A 15,898-nucleotide genomic window follows, 5' to 3' on the forward strand; every position below is an offset into this window, starting at 1 on the left:
CAGATCACCGGGGCCGGGTCGGCGCACCGGCCCGGGGGCCGGGCGCGGTGGCAGAATCCCCTGCCATGTACGCGGTCCTGGACGACGGTCCCTACGCGGGCGAGCAGGTGCGCATCGACCCCGACGCCACCGGCCGTCCGCCGCGGACGATCGAGCTGTCCGACCCCGGCGGGGGCCCCAGGGGCTACGTGCTGATCGGACCGCTCGCCGACGCCGACCGCTGGCTCTACCGGAGCGCCCGCGACGACGTCGACGAGTGATCACCCGTCGCGTTCGCGGGCGCGCTTGCGGCGCTTCCCCTCGTGCATGGCCGCGACCCGCGGCACCGGGATCGCCCGGCCCTCGGTGAGCAGCACCTCCGGCAGGGACGCGGGTGCGGGCCGCAGCTCCGACCAGGTCGGGCGCCCGTCGAGCAGACCGGCCACGGTGCCCACCGTGAAGTCGGCGGGCGAGGCCCCGTCCAGCTCGTCCCAGGTGAGGGGGAACGACACGGGCAGGCCGGGGCGGGCCCGCGGGCTGTAGGGCGCGGCGAGGGTGGCCCCGCCCGCCCGGGTCGGGTCGAGGAAGACCCGCCCGCCGCGGTCGTCCCGGATGAACGCGGTCGTCGCGACGTCGGGGGCCAGCGCCGCGGCGCGGGCGCACACCGCGCGGGTCGCGGCGAACGCGTCGTCGATCGGGAGCTGCTCGGACAGCGGGACCACCAGGTGCAGGCCGGTCGCACCGCTGGTCTTGACCGCGGCGGCGAGGCCCAGCTCGGCCAGCGCCGCCCGGACCGGGTGCGCGGCCGCGACGACGCGGTCGAACCCCGCGCCGTCGGGCGGGTCGAGGTCGATCACGAGCTCGCCGGTGGTCGTCGCGCCGTGCGGCACGAGGGTCGGGTGGAACTCGACGGCGCGCTGGTTGCCGAACCACAGCAGCGTGCGGCGGTCGTGGCAGAGCGGGTAGTGCACGGTGCGCTGCGACGACTCCGCCCACACGTCGACGGTCGGGATCCAGTCCGGAGCCCCGCGCGGGAGGTTCTTCTGCATGAAAGGCGCCTGGCCGGGGCGGGCCCGCACCACCGACAGGGGCCGGTCGGCCAGCGCGGGCAGCAGCAGGTCGGCGACGGCGTCGAGGTGGTCGAGCAGGGCCCGCTTGGTGACGCCGGCGCCGTCGAAGGCCTCGGCGTCGAGGCTGGTGAGCTCCACCCCGTCGCGGACCTCGTCGACCTGCCGGCGCGCCACGGCTCAGCTCCCGATGAACCCGCGCTCGGCCAGCCAGGCCCGCGCGACGTCACGGGGGCTCTGCCCGCCTGCGGAGACCCGGCCGTTGAGCTGCTGCACGGTCTGCTGGTCCAGGGCCGCGGTGATCGGGGCGAACAGGTCGGCGACCTGCGGGGCCCGGTCGAACACGTCGGCCCGGAAGACCGGGACCGCGCTGTAGGTGATGTGGTAGCCGCGGTCGTCGGTGAGCACCTTCAGGCCCAGCGCCGGGATGCGGCCGTCGGTGGCGGCGACCTCGCCGAACAGGCAGACGCCGTCGGCCGTCGACTGGAAGATGACGCCCTGGTCGAGGGTCTTGCGCCGCTCGCCGGGCAGCTCGAAACCGTAGGCGCGCTGGAGCCCGGCGAGGCCGTCGGCGCGGGAGGCGTACTCGGTCTCGACGCAGACGTCGCCGGGCTGGCCGGAGCGGACGTAGGCGGCCATGTCGCTGATCGTGTTCAGGTTCAGCCGGGCGGCCGTCGCCCCGTCGACGACGAAGGAGTACGTGTTGTCGAACCGGGCACGGTCCAGCCACACCACGCCGTTCTGCACACGGTCGCGCCGGCGCAGCTCGGCGAGGACCTGGTCGTCGGGCAGGGTGCGGGTCTCGCGCAGGTACGACGCCCATGCCGTGCCGGTGTACTCCCAATAGGTGGAGATGTCCCCGGACAGCAGCGCCTGCCGGGTGGCGTCGGACCCGCCGATGTTGCACCGGTCGGTCACCGAGGCCCCGGCGGACTCCAGCGCCGCGATCGAGATCTGGCACAGGATCTGCTGCTCGTCGAAGTTCTTCGACCCCACGACGTAGGTCCGCCCGGACAGGTCGACGCCGGGGGCGAGCGACCCGGCCGACGCCCGTGGCCCGCCGCCGGCCAGGCCGGTGCAACCGCCCACCAGCAGCGCGACGGCGAGCAGGGCCGGGACCAGCGTCCGCAGCCTGCGGCTGAGGAAGGGGCTCACGGGATCGTCCTGGTTCGCCGGGAGGGCATGGTCCGGTCAGCCGATCACGAACCGTCCCCCGGCGCAACGTTCACGCGCGCACGGTGATCGACCCGCGACACCGCGACACCGGGACACCGGGACACCGCGACCCCGGGACACCGCGACCCCGCACCCGGTGGATCCGGGGCGGGGTCGCGGCGGGCGTACCGGGGGACACCTCAGCCGATGAAGCCCTTCTGGGTCAGCCACTCACGCGCGACGTCGCGTTCGTTCTGGCCGAAGGAGGACACCTTGCCGTTCAGGTCCAGGATGGTGTTGTAGTCCAGGGCCTGGGCGATCGGCGCCAGCACCTGCCGGACGGCGGGGTTGGCGTTGTAGACGTCGGCCCGGATGGTCGGTGCCGCGTTGTAGGTGACGTGGTAGCGCTTGTCGTCGTCGAGGACCTTGAGCTTCAGGCCGGGGATGCGGCCGTCGGTGGTGAAGACCTCGCCGAACAGGCACTTGTTGTCCGCGGTGGCCTGGTAGATCACGCCGGTGGCGAGCACCTGCGGGTTCTGGGCGGTGAAGCCGTAGGTCTTCTCCAGGCCGCGCAGGCCGTCGTCACGGGAGTTGTACTCGGTCTCGACGCACATCGAACCCGCCGGTGCCCGGCCCGACTTGATGTAGTCGGCCATCTGCGACAGCGTCGTGATGCCGAGCTCCTGGGACTTCGCCTCGGTCATGGCGAAGGCGTAGGTGTTGTTGAAGTTGGCCTTGTCCAGCCACTGGATCTTGTTCTGCTCCAGGTCGCGCTGGGCGACGAGGTTGTAGAGCTCGTTGTCGTCGGTGATCCGGCGGGTCTCTTTGAAGAAGGACGCCCAGGCGGTACCGGTGTACTCCCAGTAGATGTTGATGTCCCCGGCCAGCAGCGCCTGGCGGGTGACGTCGGTGCCACCGGTGTTGCAGCGGTCGGTGACGTTGCCGCCGGCCGACTCGAGCGCGGCGACCGTGATCTGGCAGAGCACCAGCTGCTCGTCGAAGTTCTTGCCGCCGACGACGTAGTTCTGTCCGCTCAGGTCGCCGGCCTGGGCCAGCGAGCCGCCGGAGGCCGACGGGCCGCTGCCGCTCAGGCCGCCACAGCCCGCCAGGGCGAGCGCCGCCGCGGCGGCCATCGCCGTCAGGGCGAGACGCCGGGATCGTCCGAACTTCACGTGTCCTCCAGGGAATGCGGTACTGCGGGGATTCGGGGGCGAGCGGGGGCCCGCGTCAGCCGGCGTTGCGGCGGACGGCGTACTCGGCGAGACCGGCGAGCCAGTCCACGATCAGGGCCAGCGCGGCGACGATGGTCGCGGCGACGAGGGTTCCGGTGGGGCGGCCGAGCTCCAGCATCCCCTTGATCGGCTCGCCGAGACCGCCGGCGCCGACGTAGGTCGCCAGGGCCGCGGTGCCGACGTTCAGCACGAGCGCGACGCGGACGCCGGCGACCATGACCGGTGTCGCCAGCGGCAGCTCGACCCGCAGCAGCGTCTGCCGCGCCGACATCCCGATGCCGCGGGACGCCTCGATCAGCGCCTTGTCGACCTGCTGGAGCCCGACGACGGTGTTGGTGAGCACCGGCAGCAGCGCGGCCAGTGCCAGCGCGACGACGGCGGTGGGCAGGCCCAGCCCGAGCGGGGAGAACGCGAGCAGGACGATCACGCCGAACGCGGGCAGGGCCTGCATGAACCCGGTGAACGCCAGGATCGGGCGCTGGATCCGGTGGGCGGACGGGCGGCTGATCGCGATGCCGGCCGGGATCGCCACGATGATCACGACGAGGGTGGACAGCCCGGTCAGCACCAGGTGCTCCCCGAGCCGCTCCCCGAGCGAGCTCGCGTTGATCACCGAGGCCTCGACGTCGTCGAGGCCCTGGGAGGCGGCGTAGAGCAGCACCAGCACCACACCGACGACGGCGATGAGCGGGTTGACGATGAGCGACCGGTCCAGCCGCCGGGTCCGGCGGACGACCGGCTCGGCCGAGGACGACCCGGACGGCGCGCCGGCGCCGGTCTCCTCGGCGGCGGGGGCGCTCACGAACCGGCCTTCGTCGTGAGGCCCTCGACCAGGTCGCGCCACCACAGCGCGCCCTGCAGCTTCTGCTGCTCGTCGACCACCCCGACCAGCTCGGTCTGGGAGTCGAGCATGACGTCGACGGCGTCGTAGACGGTCCCGGTGCGCGGTACCGTCACCAGCTTGGGCAGGTCGGCGGTGCCCGGCAGGTAGGCCCAGCGCACCGGGCGGCCCTGCGCGTCGGCCTCGTAGGTGGGGGAGCCGTTGCTGGCGGCGGTGCCGTCGAGGTCGACCGGCTGCAGCTCCAGGCGGGACAGCTCCAGCAGCGACAGCCGCCGGACCGCGGCACCGGCGCCGACGAACTCGGCGACGAACTCGTTGGCCGGGTGCGTCAGGATCATGTCGGGGGTGTCGTACTGCTGCAGCGTGCCGCCAGGCCCGAACACCGCGATCCGGTCGCCGAGCTTGACCGCCTCGGTGAGGTCGTGGGTGACGAAGCAGATGGTCTTGGCGATCTGCTGCAGCTCCAGGAACTCGTCCTGGATGCGCTCGCGGGTGATCGGGTCGATGGCGCCGAACGGCTCGTCCATCAGCATCACCGAGGGGTCCGCGGCGAGTCCGCGGGCGACGCCGACACGCTGCTGCTGGCCGCCGGAGAGCTGGCGGGGGTAGCGGTCGCGGTAGTCCTTGGGCTCCAACCCGACCAGGTGCAGGAGCTCGTCGACCCGGGCGGCGATCCGGTTGCGGTCCCACCCGAGGATCTTCGGGACGACGGCGATGTTGTCACCGATCGTGAAGTGCGGGAACAGGCCGACCTGCTGGATGACGTAGCCGATGCGGCGGCGCAGCTCGTCGGCGTTGACGTCGGTGACGTCGTCGCCGTCGAGCAGGATGCGACCGGTGGTGGGCTCGATGAGCCGGTTCATCATCTTGAGCGTGGTCGTCTTGCCGCAGCCGGACGGCCCGATGAACATCGAGATGCTGCCCTCGGGCACCTGCAGGTCGAGTTCCTGCACGGCCGGGGTGGTGGACTTCGGATAGGTCTTGCTGATGCCTTCGAGAGCGATCATCGGCTTGCCGGAATCAGACACGGATCCCCCTCGGGGTGGTGAAGCGCTGCACGATCCAGAAGACGACCTCGTAGACCGCAGCCACGACGAGGCAGCCGAGCGTGGCCGCCAGAACCTGGTTGAACGAGTTGACCGATCCCAGCCGTTGCAGGCCTAGGAAGAGCGAGGAGCCGAAGCCAGGGCCGTTGATGGCGCCGGCGACGACCGCGATACCGATGATGATCAGGACCGCGACCCGGATGCCGGACAGGATCACCGGCCAGGCCAGCGGCAGCTGGATGGTGACCATCCGGCGGACCGAGCCCATCCCCATCCCGCGGGCGGACTCGAGGACGGCGTCGTCCACCGAGGAGAGCCCGGCGACGACGTTGCGCAGCACCGGGTAGATCGCGTAGATCGTCAGGGCCGTCAGCGACGGCGTGACGCCGAGCCCCAGGATCGGCTGCAGCAGGCCGAACAGTGCCAGGGACGGGATCGTCAGCGCGGCGGAGAACACGATCAGCAGCGCCTCGCGGGAGCCCGCGCGGATCGGGCGGCTCCACGACTCGGGCGTCAGACGATTGGTGTGCAGCAGGGTGCCCGCCACCAACGAGATCACGACCGCGATTCCGACCGAGATCGCGACCAGCAGGAAATGCTGCTGGCCGTAGAACACCAACTGGTTCAGCTGGGTGCCGACATAGGTGAAGAAATCCACCGTGCTCCTTCCGCCCGGGGGCCGTGTCCGCCGCTCGGGGCAGGGACACGGTCCTTCCGCACCACTCGTCGTCGGGTCCGTTCGGCGTTACACCCACCCGAACGACGTGACCGGGAGTTCGCGTGCGCCCACCGGTGCGGTGGGCATGACCTGCGGCCTCCCGCTCGCCCGACGGAGCCTAGCCGCAGAACGGTGGGGGCGGTAAGTCGAGCGGACCGTTCCGGGACGATGGCGTCGGCATTCCGGAAACGTTTCGTGCCACCGTCGTCGCAGGTGGGGATGGGCGACAACGCTGTTCCCGCAACCGCACCGGAAAGCGGCGGATACGCAATCGTGACCTTCTGCGCCGGTTTCGTCGCGGTCCGGCTCCACCCAGCGTGAGCCGCCCGGAGCACGCGGTTACGGCGGGCAGACCACGGGCTGGGAGGGCGCCCGGCCGGTCAGCAGCGCCCGGTCCACGAGGCCGGTGACACACGGGGTGCGCGGATACGCCCCGGTCCCGCTGCCCTGCCAGCGCACCAGCCGCCCCGTCGCGAGCTGTTGGGCGGTCCGCTCGGCGCCGCTCTGCGGCGAACGCGGGTCCTGCGCGGTCCCGATCACGAGGACCGGGGGCGGGGGAGCGCCCTGCGGCGCCGCCGGGGTGACCGGCCCGCCCGAGGGCCACGGCCCGCACGCCACCAGGTCCTGCGCCGCCGCGACGCCGAACAGCGGGAAGCGCTGCGCCCACTGCCCGGCCAGGTCGGCGGCCTCACCGGGGGTGACCCGCACCCGGCTGTCGTTGCAGCGGGTGGCCAGGGCGGCGTCGTAGCGGCCCTGCGGGCCTCCCAGCGGGGCCAGGATGCGGACCAGACCCGCCGGGTCGCCGTCCCCGGCCGCGACCAGCGCGGACTGCAGCTCCGGCCAGCGGGCGGGCTGGGACAGGACCGAGCGGACCGCGCGCAGCGTCGCGCCCGCGGTGACGGCGTCGCCGTCGCCGGCCGGCAGGGCGGTGCGGGACAGGCGGAACACCAGCTCGTCGACGTAGCCGCGCGGGTCGGGGCCCAGCGGGCAGGCCGGCGAGGCGGTGCAGGCCACGGCGAAGGCGTCGAAGGCCTTCTCCGCGGCCGCGGTCGTGCTCTCGGTCCGGGCGGGCTCGTCGAGGGTGGGGTCACCGGGGCCGTCGAGCACGACCCGCCCGACGGAGCCCGGGTGCGCGCCGATCCAGGCGGCCGCGGCGTCGGCGCCGTCGCCGACGGCGAGCAGGTCCAGCCGGGCCGCGCCCAGCACGGACCGCAGCGACTCCAGGTCGTCGGCGCCGCTCGCGGCGCGGTAGCTGGTCAGCGTCCCCGACAGCAGCAGGTTGCAGTCCTGCACCACCTCGCGGGCGCGTTCCAGCAGTGCCGTCATGGCGGCCTCGTCGCGGCGGTCCGGTCCGGCGTCGAGCAGGGTGGCGCGCGCGTCGACCGGGGCGCAGTCGAGCAGGTCCTCCCCGGTGCCGCGGCGGTCCATGCCGATCACCTGGTAGCGGTCGAGCACCGTGGCGGGCAGCCGGGCGGCGAGGCTCACCGCGGCCCGGGCGGACCCGTCGGTGCCGGTGTCGCCGAGCACGACCAGCGCCGGCCGCCCGTCCGGTGCGCCGGGCGTGGTGACCCGGGTCAGACCGAGCCGGGCCGGGCCCAGCTCGGGCCGGTCCCGGTCGGCGGGCACGGTGAGCCGGGCGCAGCCGACCGTCAGGGGGCGCCCGGCGGGCAGCGGGGTGCCGGCCGTGGTCAGTTCCGCGGCCGTGTCGGCGGTGCAGTCGGTGAACCCGGTGGTGCGGACCGGGTCGGAGTCCGGCAGCAGGTCGGGGTCGGCGGGCGGGCCCGCGGCCGACGTCGGAGGAGCGGCGGGCAGTTGTTCGCCGCGTACCGCCACCGGTGGCCGCTGCGACGGCCCGACCGCACACCCGGCGAGCAGCACCGCGGCGAGCAGGACCCCGAGCACACTCCACCGCCGCACGAGCACCGATCATGCCCGCACCGGGGTGTGGCCGCGGTGAGCGGTCTCCTACCGCGCCGTCCAGCCGCCGTCCTGGGACAGCGAGGTCCCGGTGATCGACGCCGACGCCGGTCCCCACAGCAGCGCGGCCAGCTCCGCGGTCTCGGCGGGCTCGATCAGCCGCTTCACCGCCACCGGGGTGAGCATGATCTTCGTGACGACCTCGTCCTCGGAGATCCCGTGTGTGCGGGCCTGGTCGGCGATCTGGGCCTCGACCAGCGGGGTGCGCACGTAGGCGGGGTTGATGCAGTTGCTGGTCACGCCGTGCTCGGCGCCCTCCAGCGCGGTGACCTTCGACAGGCCCTCGAGGCCGTGCTTGGCCGAGACGTAGGCGGACTTGTACGGCGAGGCCCGCAGGCCGTGCGCGGAGGAGATGTTCACGACCCGGCCCCAGCCACGGGCGTACATGTGCGGCAGCGACCGGCGGATCAGCCGGAACGGCGACTCCAGCATCAGGCGCAGGATGTTCGAGAACATCTCCCGGTCGAACTCCTCCAGCCGCGAGACGTGCTGGCGGCCGGCGTTGTTGACCAGGATGTCGACGTCGGTGGGCAGCTGCTCCACGGCGTCGAGGTCGGACAGGTCGCACCCCAGCGGCGTGACCAGGTCGCTCTCGGCGGCCAGCGGGGCCACCCGGTCCTCGGCGAGGTCCACCGCGTACACCCGCGCCCCGTCGGCGACGAGCCGGCGCGCCACCGCGGCCCCGATCCCGCTGCCCGCCCCGGTGACGAGGGCCGTCCTGCCGTCCAGCACTGCACTCATGCCGACGACCGTACGGACGCCGGCCGGCCCGGCTCCTGTGAGCCGGGTCACGCACCCGGCCGGTGGGTCAGGAGACCCGTGGGCGGTCGTCGCGACGGGCCGCGTCCAGCTCCAGCCGCACCGCGACGGGCAGGTCCGCCATCCCCAGCGCGTCGCGGATCGCGGGCAGGATCTCGGCGTCGAGGCGGCGGCAGATCTCGGCGACCTCCCCGTCGGCGACGTCCTCGTCGACCCACACGGTGGCGCGCACCGCGGGCGCGGCGGCACTGCCGACCATCCGGGCGCGGGCCCGGGTCACCCCGGGCAGTGTGGCAGCGCCGTCGGCGACGGCGTCGGCCGCGGCGGAGGCGCCGATCCGGATCTCGGTGTCCGGTCCGCCGTCCAGGACCAGCTCCGGGCGGGGTTCCGGACGCAGCGACCGGGCGGTCCACCAGAGCCCGAGCAGCACCAGCACGAGCCCGGCCAGCACCGCGACCACCCGGGCGGCGGTGCCGTTGGCCAGCAGGAACTGCTCGACCACCGGGTCCAGCAGCGGGCGCTGCGGGCGGCCCCGCCCGAAGACCCCGGTCACCAGGAGCACGGTGAGCACGCCGACGGCGAGCAGCAGCCCGCCGAGGAGGACGAGGCCGGTGCGGGCACCGCCCGCGGAGCGGTACTGGGCGCGCCGCGCGGTCCGCGCCGCGCGGCGCGGGTTCGCGAGGGCGGGTGCCGGCGCCCCTCCTGCCGGGATCCCGGTCGAGCTCGCGTCGTCGGTCATCACTGCACTCCCTTCGAGCCCGGCTGGTCCGGGGTCGCGCGCACGGTCAGGCGCGGCCGCCGGGCCAGGGGAAGCGCGTCGAGGACGCCGGAGGCGGCGTCGCGGGCCGCCTCGCGCAGCACGTCGAGGTCCCCGCGGCCGCGGGCGTTCACCACGACCGAGCGGGCCGACGCGGTCACCGAGGCCGCGGTCACCGGGTCCGCGGCCCGGACCCGGGTGCCGACCAGGCGGGCCAGCACCCGCGGCGCGGTGGCGACGGTGAGCCCGGGCGACGGCGCGTCGAGTGCGACGTCGTGGCGCCGGGCGAGCAACCCGACGAGCAGCAGCACGGCCCCGACGACGATCACCCCCACCGCGACCCAGAGCACCGGCTGCGCGGTCCACAGGGTGTTCTGGACGGTGGTGCGCCAGTCCCGCCAGGGCACGAGCAGCCCGGGGCCGGAGACCCGGCCGACCCAGGCCGCCACCACCTCGACGACGACGAGCGCGCCGATCGCGGCCACCACCAGGCTCAGCAGCGGCGCGAGAACGCGGAGCAGGACACGCACAGGGTCCGGCCTCCCTCTTCCGACTCGGTCACGGGTCCGACGGTTCTACTGCACGTCTACTGCACGCGGGGGGAGGCCGGGCGTGGCCCGGCGTCCCCCGATCGGAGGGCCTCGACCTCGACGGTCAGGCCGCGCAGCCGGTGCCCTGTGGTGCGACGCAGGTCGGCGTCGATCCGCTCCCGGACCTCGGCGACGGCGGCCCGCACCGACCCGGGGTGGGCCAGGGTGAGCCGCAGCCGGACGTCGACCTCCCCGGCGTCGCCGGTCGTGTCGCCGCTGGCGCCCCCGACCGTGCCCCGCGCCGGACCGGGCCGCCGGGTCACCCGGGCGGTCGGTCCGGACTCGCCGACGTCGAGCCCGGCGACCCGCCGGGCGCGGTGCCGGGTGGCCGGTGCGGTGTCCGCGGCGTACTCGACGATCTTGCGCAGCACCGCCGGATCGATCTCCAGGACGCCGCGCTCGGCGGGGTCGGGGAGGGTGCTCACCGGTCGCGGCCCCGGCCGAGGCCGGACAGGTCCAGCTCGCCGTCGAGGACCCGGCCGACCACCAGGCCGATGATGCCGAGCACCAGGGTGATGACGAAGGCCAGGAAGCCGCCGGTGGCACCGGCGACGCCCAGCAGGAGGCCCGCGAGCAGGCCGGTCTGGGTGGCGTTCATGAGATGTCCTCTCCGGGACGGGTGGGTCGGGGTGAGTGCCGGCCGGGCCGGTCGACCCGGGGGTGCGTGCGACGTCGGACGGTGCGGATCAGGGCCACCAGGACCCGGGTCGGCAGCGGCAGGTCGCGCACGATCTCGATCGGTGCGTCGTAGCGGGGGTCGTCGTAGTCGGGGTCGCCGAGGCCGGGGGTCGGGCCGCCGCGCGGGTCGGCCGCCAGGGCGCGGAAGCGGGCCAGCCCGGCGCGGAAGACCTCCGGGTCACCCCCGCGGTCGGGGTGGTGGGTACGGACGAACGAGCGGTAGGCCGACCGCTGCTCGGGGGTCAGGCCCCCGTGCGCGCCGGGGTCCGGCTCGACCATCCCGTTCCCACCTCCACCTCAGGTGACCTCCACGTCGGTCACCGTCACGTCGACCGGGACCCCGTCGACCAAGGGAGCGACCGATGCCCGCAGCGCCGCGACGGTAGCCGGGATCGGCCGGTCCAGGCGCAGCACCACCCCGATCTCGACCGGATCGTCGGCACGGTCGATCCCGACGCCGACCAGCCGTCGTCCGGGCAGCCAGGTCGCGATGGTGCCGAACGCGCCGCCGTCGAGCCGCACCACCGACGGGTGCGCGGCGACCGTCTCGGCGACCAGCTCGGCCAGGACGGCCGGGCTCCGTTCCGGCACCGTCACTCCACGACGCGGCCGGTCGGGGCGGGAGTCGCCGGGGCCTCGTCCCGGCTGTCGTCCTCGCCGGCCAGGTGGATGTCGTTCACCGAGATGGTGACCTCGATGACCTCCAGCCCGGTCATCCGCTCGACGGCGCCGATGACGTTGCGGCGCACCGCCGAGGCCAGGTCGGCGATGGCGACGCCGTACTCGACGACGACGTCCAGGTCGATCGCGGCCTGCTTCTCGCCGACCTCGACCGCCACGCCCGCGACGGTCGAGGCGCCGCTGGTGCCGCCGCCGGGGATGCGCTCGCGCAGCGCACCGAAGGCACGCGACGCGCCCGACCCCATCGCGTACACCCCGGAGACCTCGCGGGCGGCGATGCCGGCGATCTTCTGCACGACGGACGGGGCGATGGTGGTGCGGCCCTGACCGGTGCCCTCGGCGAGGCGTCCCGTGGGTGTCGCGGCCGGTGTCGAGGTGGAGGTGGTGGTCGGGGTGCCGGAGGTCATCGGTGCTCCTCTCACGGGCCGGACCCGGGTTGGGGGCCCGCCGCGGTGCGTGTGATGTCCCCCGTGGGATGCCCGTCCCCGGACCTTCCTCACGGTGGTTCACCCGTTCGGCGCAGCCGGGACGGCGGCGGTGGCGCGGACGTAGTGCAGGAGCAGGGTCCCGTCGGCCGCCGCCTCGTGGCCGGCCAGGCGCAGCGCACGCGGTGCGGGGAGGGGGTCCGGCCCGGTCGCGATCCGCCTCTCGGGGCCCCCGACCAGCACCGGGACCAGGGTGAGGCGCAGCTCGTCGACGACGTCGGCCCCGACCAGCGCGCCGAGCAGGGTCGGCCCGCCCTCGCACAGCACGGAGGTGTGGCCGCGGCGGGCGAGGGCGGTGAGCAGCGTGGTGGGGGAGAGGTCGTCGAGCAGGACGACGTCGGCGCCCGCGGCGGCGAGCGCGGCCCGCCGGTCGGCAGGGGCGGCGGCCGTGGTGAGTACGACCGGTGCGGTGACGGTGTCGGTGAACAGCCGTGCGCCGGGGTCCAGCCCGGCCGACCCGGTCACGACGACGACCGGCGGTGGCGGCCCTGGCCGGCGCCCGTTCGGCCCGGGACGGCGCGGCCGGACCCCGCGGTAGTCCTCGTCCCGTGCGGTGCCCGCCCCGACGAGCACGCAGTCGGCGGACCGGCGCAGGGCGCGGAACAGGTCCCGGTCGGCGGGGGTGGACAAGCCGCCGGAGCCGGCCCCGCCCGCGCTCACGGCACCGTCGGCGGAGCTGACCATGACCGCGGTGACCCGCGGCCGGACGGGCGGGGGACCGGACGCGGAGGGCTCGGTGGACACCCGCCGAGCATCCCGCCGTGCGGGCGACGTGACGCACGGGGGTGTTCTGTCGTAGGGCAGCCTCACTTATGGTGAGCGGAGCCGCACCGGATGGGTGGGGCATCCGGTCGAGCAGGGGGCCACGAGCAAGGTGAACGCGATCCGGGTCCGACCACCGTCGGTGCAGCAGCCGGCCCCCCCACGGCGGTCGTTGCGCCGCCGGCGGCTGATCGGCCTCGCGGCGCTGGCCGCGGCGCTGCTGCTGGCGGTGCTGGCCAGCATCGCGATCGGGACCAAGGTCATCCCGGTGAACGAGGTGTTCTCCGCGCTGGTCGCCCCGACCGGCAGCGAGAACGACGTGGTCATCCGGTCCCTGCGGATCCCGCGCACCCTGCTCGGGCTGCTGGTCGGGATCGCGCTCGGCCTGGCCGGCGCGCTCGTGCAGGGCTTCACCCGCAACCCGCTCGGCGACCCGGGCCTGCTGGGCGTCAACGCGGGGGCGGCGTTCTTCGTCGTCATCGGCATCTACGTCTTCGGCGTCAGCACGCTGTTCGGCTACGTCTGGTTCGCCTTCGCCGGCGCGCTGGTCGCCAGCGTCGTGGTGTTCGTGATCGGCACCCGGGCACCCGGCGGCGCCACCCCGGTCTCGCTGGCGCTGGCCGGGGCGGCGGTGAGCTTCCTGCTGCAGGCGGGCACGTCCTCGGTGGTGCTGCTCGACGAGACCAGCCTCGACGCCTACCGGTTCTGGGTGGTCGGCTCGCTCGCCGGGCGCGACGCCGCGGTCGGCGGCCAGGTGGTGTGGTTCATCCTCGTGGGCACGGTGCTCGCGCTGGCCAGCGCGCCCGCGCTCAACGCGCTCTCCCTCGGCGACGACGTCGCCACCTCGCTGGGGCACTCGGTCCGCCGGACCCGGGTCGTCGGCGTCGTCGCGATCACGCTGCTCGCCGGTGCGGCCACCGCGGCCTGCGGGCCGATCGCGTTCCTCGGGCTGATCGTGCCGCACGTCGTGCGGGTGTTCACCGGGCCCGACCACCGGTGGCTGCTGCCCGCCGCCGGTCTCGCGGGGGCGGTGGTGCTGCTGCTCGCCGACGTCGTCGGACGGGTGGTGGCCCGCCCCGGCGAGCTGCAGGTCGGCATCGTGATCGCGTTGATCGGCGGGCCGTTCTTCATCGCGCTGGTGCGCCGACGCAAGCTGGGGGCCGTGTGAGCACGCTGACCGACCCGGACACCGGGCCCCGGCCCTCGACGGTGGTCGTCCCCGGCCGCCGCGCCGTCCGCGCGGGCCGCTTCTCCGGCGTGCTGCGCGTGCGCACCGCGGTGGTGCTGCTCGTCTGCGCCGTCGCGCTGGTGCTGGCCGCCGCGGTCAACATGGGCCGCGGCGACTACCCGATCGCGATCACCGACGTGCTGGCGACGCTGTTCGGCGGCGGTGACGCGGGCCAGCAGCTCGTCGTGCTGGAGCTGCGGCTGCCGCGCACCCTGGTCGGCGCCCTGGTCGGCGGCGCGCTCGCCGTGTCCGGGGCCATCCTGCAGGCGGTCGCCCGCAACCCGCTGGCGAGCCCGGACATCATCGGCGTCCAGTGGGGCGCCAGCGCCGCGGCGGTGTTCGTCATCGTGCTCGGCGGTGGCGCGGCCGGGGTCGGCGGCGCGTTCGCCTCGCTCGGCATCCCGCTCGCCGCCCTGAGCGGCGGGCTCGTGGCCTCGGTCGCGGTGTACGTGCTGGCCTGGCGCAAGGGCATCCAGGGCTTCCGGCTGGTGCTGATCGGCATCGGCATCCAGGCCGTGCTCGTCGCGGCGGTGCAGTGGCTGCTGACCGTCGCGCAGATCTACCAGGCCGCGCAGGCCCAGGTCTGGCTGAACGGCAGCCTGAACGCGCGCAGCTGGAACGAGGTCGTCCCGCTGTCGATCGCGATGCTGGTGCTCGTGCCCGCGGCGCTGGTCCTGGTGCACCTGCTGGGCGCGCTGCGCTTCGACGACGACACCGCCCGCGGCCTCGGCGTGCGGGTGAACGGTGCCCGCACCGCGCTGCTGCTCGTCTCCGTCGGCCTCGCCTCGGTCGCGACCGCGGCCGCGGGCCCGATCGCCTTCATCGCACTGGTCACCCCGCAGATCGCGCGCCGGCTCTGCCGGGTCGGGACCCCGCCGATCGGGGTCTCGCTCGTGCTGGGCGCCGCGCTGACCGTGCTGTCCGACCTGATCGCCCGCACCGCACTGGGGTCCGTCGAGCTCCCGGTCGGCATCGTGACCGCGGTGCTCGGCGCCCCGTTCCTGCTGTACCTGCTCGCCCGCACCCGCCAGGAGGCCCGTCGATGAGCACCGTCGAGGACATCAGTGTCGCGGAGGCCACCGCCTCCTCGACGACCACCGCGGGCGAACCCGTCCGCCCCGGCGAGGTCCGGCTGTCGGCCGAGCAGGTCACGCTCGGCTACGGCGACCGCACCATCGTCGACGGGCTGGACCTGGAGGTGCTGCCCGGCGCGGTCACCACCGTGATCGGCCCCAACGGCTGCGGCAAGTCCACCGTGCTGCGCGCGCTGGGCAGGCTGCTGCCCGCCAGGGCCGGCCAGGTGCTGCTCGACGGCAAGCGGATCGACCGCACCCCGACCAAGGAGGTCGCGCGGGTGCTGGGGATCCTGCCGCAGTCGCCGCTGGCGCCCGAGGGGCTCACCGTCGGCGACCTCGTCGCCCGCGGTCGGCACCCGCACCAGGCCTGGTACCGGCAGTGGTCCTCGGACGACGAGCGCGCCGTCGCCGAGGCGCTGACCTGGACGGGCCTGTCCGACCTCGCCGAGCGCCCGGTCGACGAGCTGTCCGGCGGCCAGCGCCAGCGGGCCTGGATCTCGATGGCCCTGGCCCAGGAGACCGACCTGCTGCTGCTCGACGAGCCGACCACCTTCCTCGACCTGGCCCACCAGGTGGACGTGCTGGAGCTGGTGCGGCGGCTGCAGTCCGAGGCCGGTCGCACCGTGGTCATGGTGCTGCACGACCTGAACCTGGCCGCCCGCTACGCCGACCGGCTCGTCGCGATGAAGGACGGCCGGATCGTCGCGGCGGGGCCGCCGGCCGAGGTCGTCACCGAGGAGCTGCTCGCCGACGTGTTCGGGCTGCGGGCCCGGGTGCTGCCCGACCCGGTCACCGGCACCCCGTTGGTCGTGCCGGACGCGGGCCCGTCGCTGCGCGCCCCGGAGCCGATCGCCGAGGCATGATCTC

At 74.6% G+C, this 15,898-nt stretch carries 20 protein-coding genes; 4 read left to right on the top strand and 16 right to left on the bottom strand.

The window, feature by feature from the left end; genetic code table 11:
• Positions 1-65 precede the first annotated feature (65 nt).
• Positions 66-260, top strand: coding sequence for a hypothetical protein (locus Ae717Ps2_RS08995; protein ID WP_075305685.1), 195 nt, complete (start codon positions 66-68; stop codon positions 258-260).
• Here Ae717Ps2_RS08995 and Ae717Ps2_RS09000 read toward each other — a convergent pair whose 3' ends face one another.
• From Ae717Ps2_RS09000 to Ae717Ps2_RS09070, 16 genes are all read right to left on the bottom strand, one after another.
• Positions 261-1,223: a DNA polymerase domain-containing protein gene (locus tag Ae717Ps2_RS09000; protein WP_075305686.1), complete on the bottom strand. Its 963-nt coding sequence runs from the start codon at positions 1,221-1,223 to the stop codon at positions 261-263.
• Between the two features lie 3 nt (positions 1,224-1,226).
• Entirely contained in the window at positions 1,227-2,201 is a 975-nt protein-coding gene (locus Ae717Ps2_RS09005) for a glycine betaine ABC transporter substrate-binding protein (RefSeq protein ID WP_075333222.1), read from the bottom strand.
• Between the two features lie 200 nt (positions 2,202-2,401).
• Entirely contained in the window at positions 2,402-3,373 is a 972-nt protein-coding gene (locus tag Ae717Ps2_RS09010; RefSeq protein ID WP_226359235.1) for a glycine betaine ABC transporter substrate-binding protein, read from the bottom strand.
• Between the two features lie 55 nt (positions 3,374-3,428).
• A complete protein-coding gene (locus tag Ae717Ps2_RS09015) occupies positions 3,429-4,235 on the bottom strand; it encodes an ABC transporter permease (protein WP_020622351.1) in 807 nt (268 codons plus the stop codon).
• Complete coding sequence (locus tag Ae717Ps2_RS09020; protein WP_075305689.1) at positions 4,232-5,281, bottom strand: ABC transporter ATP-binding protein; 1,050 nt, start codon at positions 5,279-5,281, stop codon at positions 4,232-4,234. Before Ae717Ps2_RS09020 ends, Ae717Ps2_RS09015 begins: the two co-directional genes overlap by 4 nt.
• 13 nt (positions 5,282-5,294) lie before the next feature.
• The gene (locus Ae717Ps2_RS09025; RefSeq protein WP_060712497.1) at positions 5,295-5,978 is read right to left on the bottom strand and encodes an ABC transporter permease; all 684 of its coding nucleotides are present in this window, start codon (positions 5,976-5,978) and stop codon (positions 5,295-5,297) included.
• 399 nt (positions 5,979-6,377) lie between these two features.
• Entirely contained in the window at positions 6,378-7,955 is a 1,578-nt protein-coding gene (locus tag Ae717Ps2_RS09030) for an alpha/beta hydrolase (RefSeq protein WP_075311605.1), read from the bottom strand.
• A gap of 48 nt (positions 7,956-8,003) precedes the next feature.
• Positions 8,004-8,756 carry a 3-hydroxybutyrate dehydrogenase gene (locus Ae717Ps2_RS09035; RefSeq protein WP_043278159.1) on the bottom strand — a complete coding sequence of 251 codons (753 nt, stop codon included), beginning with the start codon at positions 8,754-8,756 and terminating at the stop codon, positions 8,004-8,006.
• Positions 8,757-8,823: 67 nt separating this feature from the next.
• A complete protein-coding gene (locus Ae717Ps2_RS09040) occupies positions 8,824-9,513 on the bottom strand; it encodes a hypothetical protein (RefSeq protein WP_083696069.1) in 690 nt (229 codons plus the stop codon).
• On the bottom strand, positions 9,513-10,061 hold the full coding sequence (locus tag Ae717Ps2_RS09045) for a DUF6286 domain-containing protein (RefSeq protein WP_075305690.1): 549 nt from the start codon (positions 10,059-10,061) through the stop codon (positions 9,513-9,515). Before Ae717Ps2_RS09045 ends, Ae717Ps2_RS09040 begins: the two co-directional genes overlap by 1 nt.
• A gap of 56 nt (positions 10,062-10,117) precedes the next feature.
• Positions 10,118-10,546 carry a hypothetical protein gene (locus tag Ae717Ps2_RS09050; RefSeq protein ID WP_075305691.1) on the bottom strand — a complete coding sequence of 143 codons (429 nt, stop codon included), beginning with the start codon at positions 10,544-10,546 and terminating at the stop codon, positions 10,118-10,120.
• Positions 10,543-10,719, bottom strand: coding sequence for a hypothetical protein (locus Ae717Ps2_RS36045; RefSeq protein ID WP_020622970.1), 177 nt, complete (start codon positions 10,717-10,719; stop codon positions 10,543-10,545). Before Ae717Ps2_RS36045 ends, Ae717Ps2_RS09050 begins: the two co-directional genes overlap by 4 nt.
• Entirely contained in the window at positions 10,716-11,078 is a 363-nt protein-coding gene (locus tag Ae717Ps2_RS09055) for a hypothetical protein (protein WP_075305692.1), read from the bottom strand. Before Ae717Ps2_RS09055 ends, Ae717Ps2_RS36045 begins: the two co-directional genes overlap by 4 nt.
• Before the next feature lie 18 nt (positions 11,079-11,096).
• Entirely contained in the window at positions 11,097-11,390 is a 294-nt protein-coding gene (locus tag Ae717Ps2_RS09060) for a hypothetical protein (protein WP_233147500.1), read from the bottom strand.
• Positions 11,391-11,392: 2 nt separating this feature from the next.
• Positions 11,393-11,887 carry an Asp23/Gls24 family envelope stress response protein gene (locus tag Ae717Ps2_RS09065; RefSeq protein WP_075333223.1) on the bottom strand — a complete coding sequence of 165 codons (495 nt, stop codon included), beginning with the start codon at positions 11,885-11,887 and terminating at the stop codon, positions 11,393-11,395.
• 99 nt (positions 11,888-11,986) lie between these two features.
• Positions 11,987-12,709, bottom strand: coding sequence for a dihydrofolate reductase family protein (locus Ae717Ps2_RS09070; protein ID WP_233147501.1), 723 nt, complete (start codon positions 12,707-12,709; stop codon positions 11,987-11,989).
• Positions 12,710-12,839: 130 nt separating this feature from the next.
• Here Ae717Ps2_RS09070 and Ae717Ps2_RS09075 point away from each other — a divergent pair, with 130 nt between their 5' ends.
• From Ae717Ps2_RS09075 to Ae717Ps2_RS09085, 3 genes are read left to right on the top strand one after another with little or no spacing between them, the layout of a single operon-like run.
• Positions 12,840-13,895 carry an iron chelate uptake ABC transporter family permease subunit gene (locus Ae717Ps2_RS09075; RefSeq protein ID WP_075311613.1) on the top strand — a complete coding sequence of 352 codons (1,056 nt, stop codon included), beginning with the start codon at positions 12,840-12,842 and terminating at the stop codon, positions 13,893-13,895.
• Complete coding sequence (locus Ae717Ps2_RS09080; protein ID WP_233147502.1) at positions 13,892-15,001, top strand: iron chelate uptake ABC transporter family permease subunit; 1,110 nt, start codon at positions 13,892-13,894, stop codon at positions 14,999-15,001. Before Ae717Ps2_RS09075 ends, Ae717Ps2_RS09080 begins: the two co-directional genes overlap by 4 nt.
• Positions 14,998-15,894 carry an ABC transporter ATP-binding protein gene (locus Ae717Ps2_RS09085; RefSeq protein WP_020622977.1) on the top strand — a complete coding sequence of 299 codons (897 nt, stop codon included), beginning with the start codon at positions 14,998-15,000 and terminating at the stop codon, positions 15,892-15,894. Before Ae717Ps2_RS09080 ends, Ae717Ps2_RS09085 begins: the two co-directional genes overlap by 4 nt.
• Positions 15,895-15,898 lie beyond the last annotated feature (4 nt).

It is taken from the genome of Pseudonocardia sp. Ae717_Ps2 (assembly GCF_001932475.1).
GTDB lineage: Bacteria > Actinomycetota > Actinomycetes > Mycobacteriales > Pseudonocardiaceae > Pseudonocardia.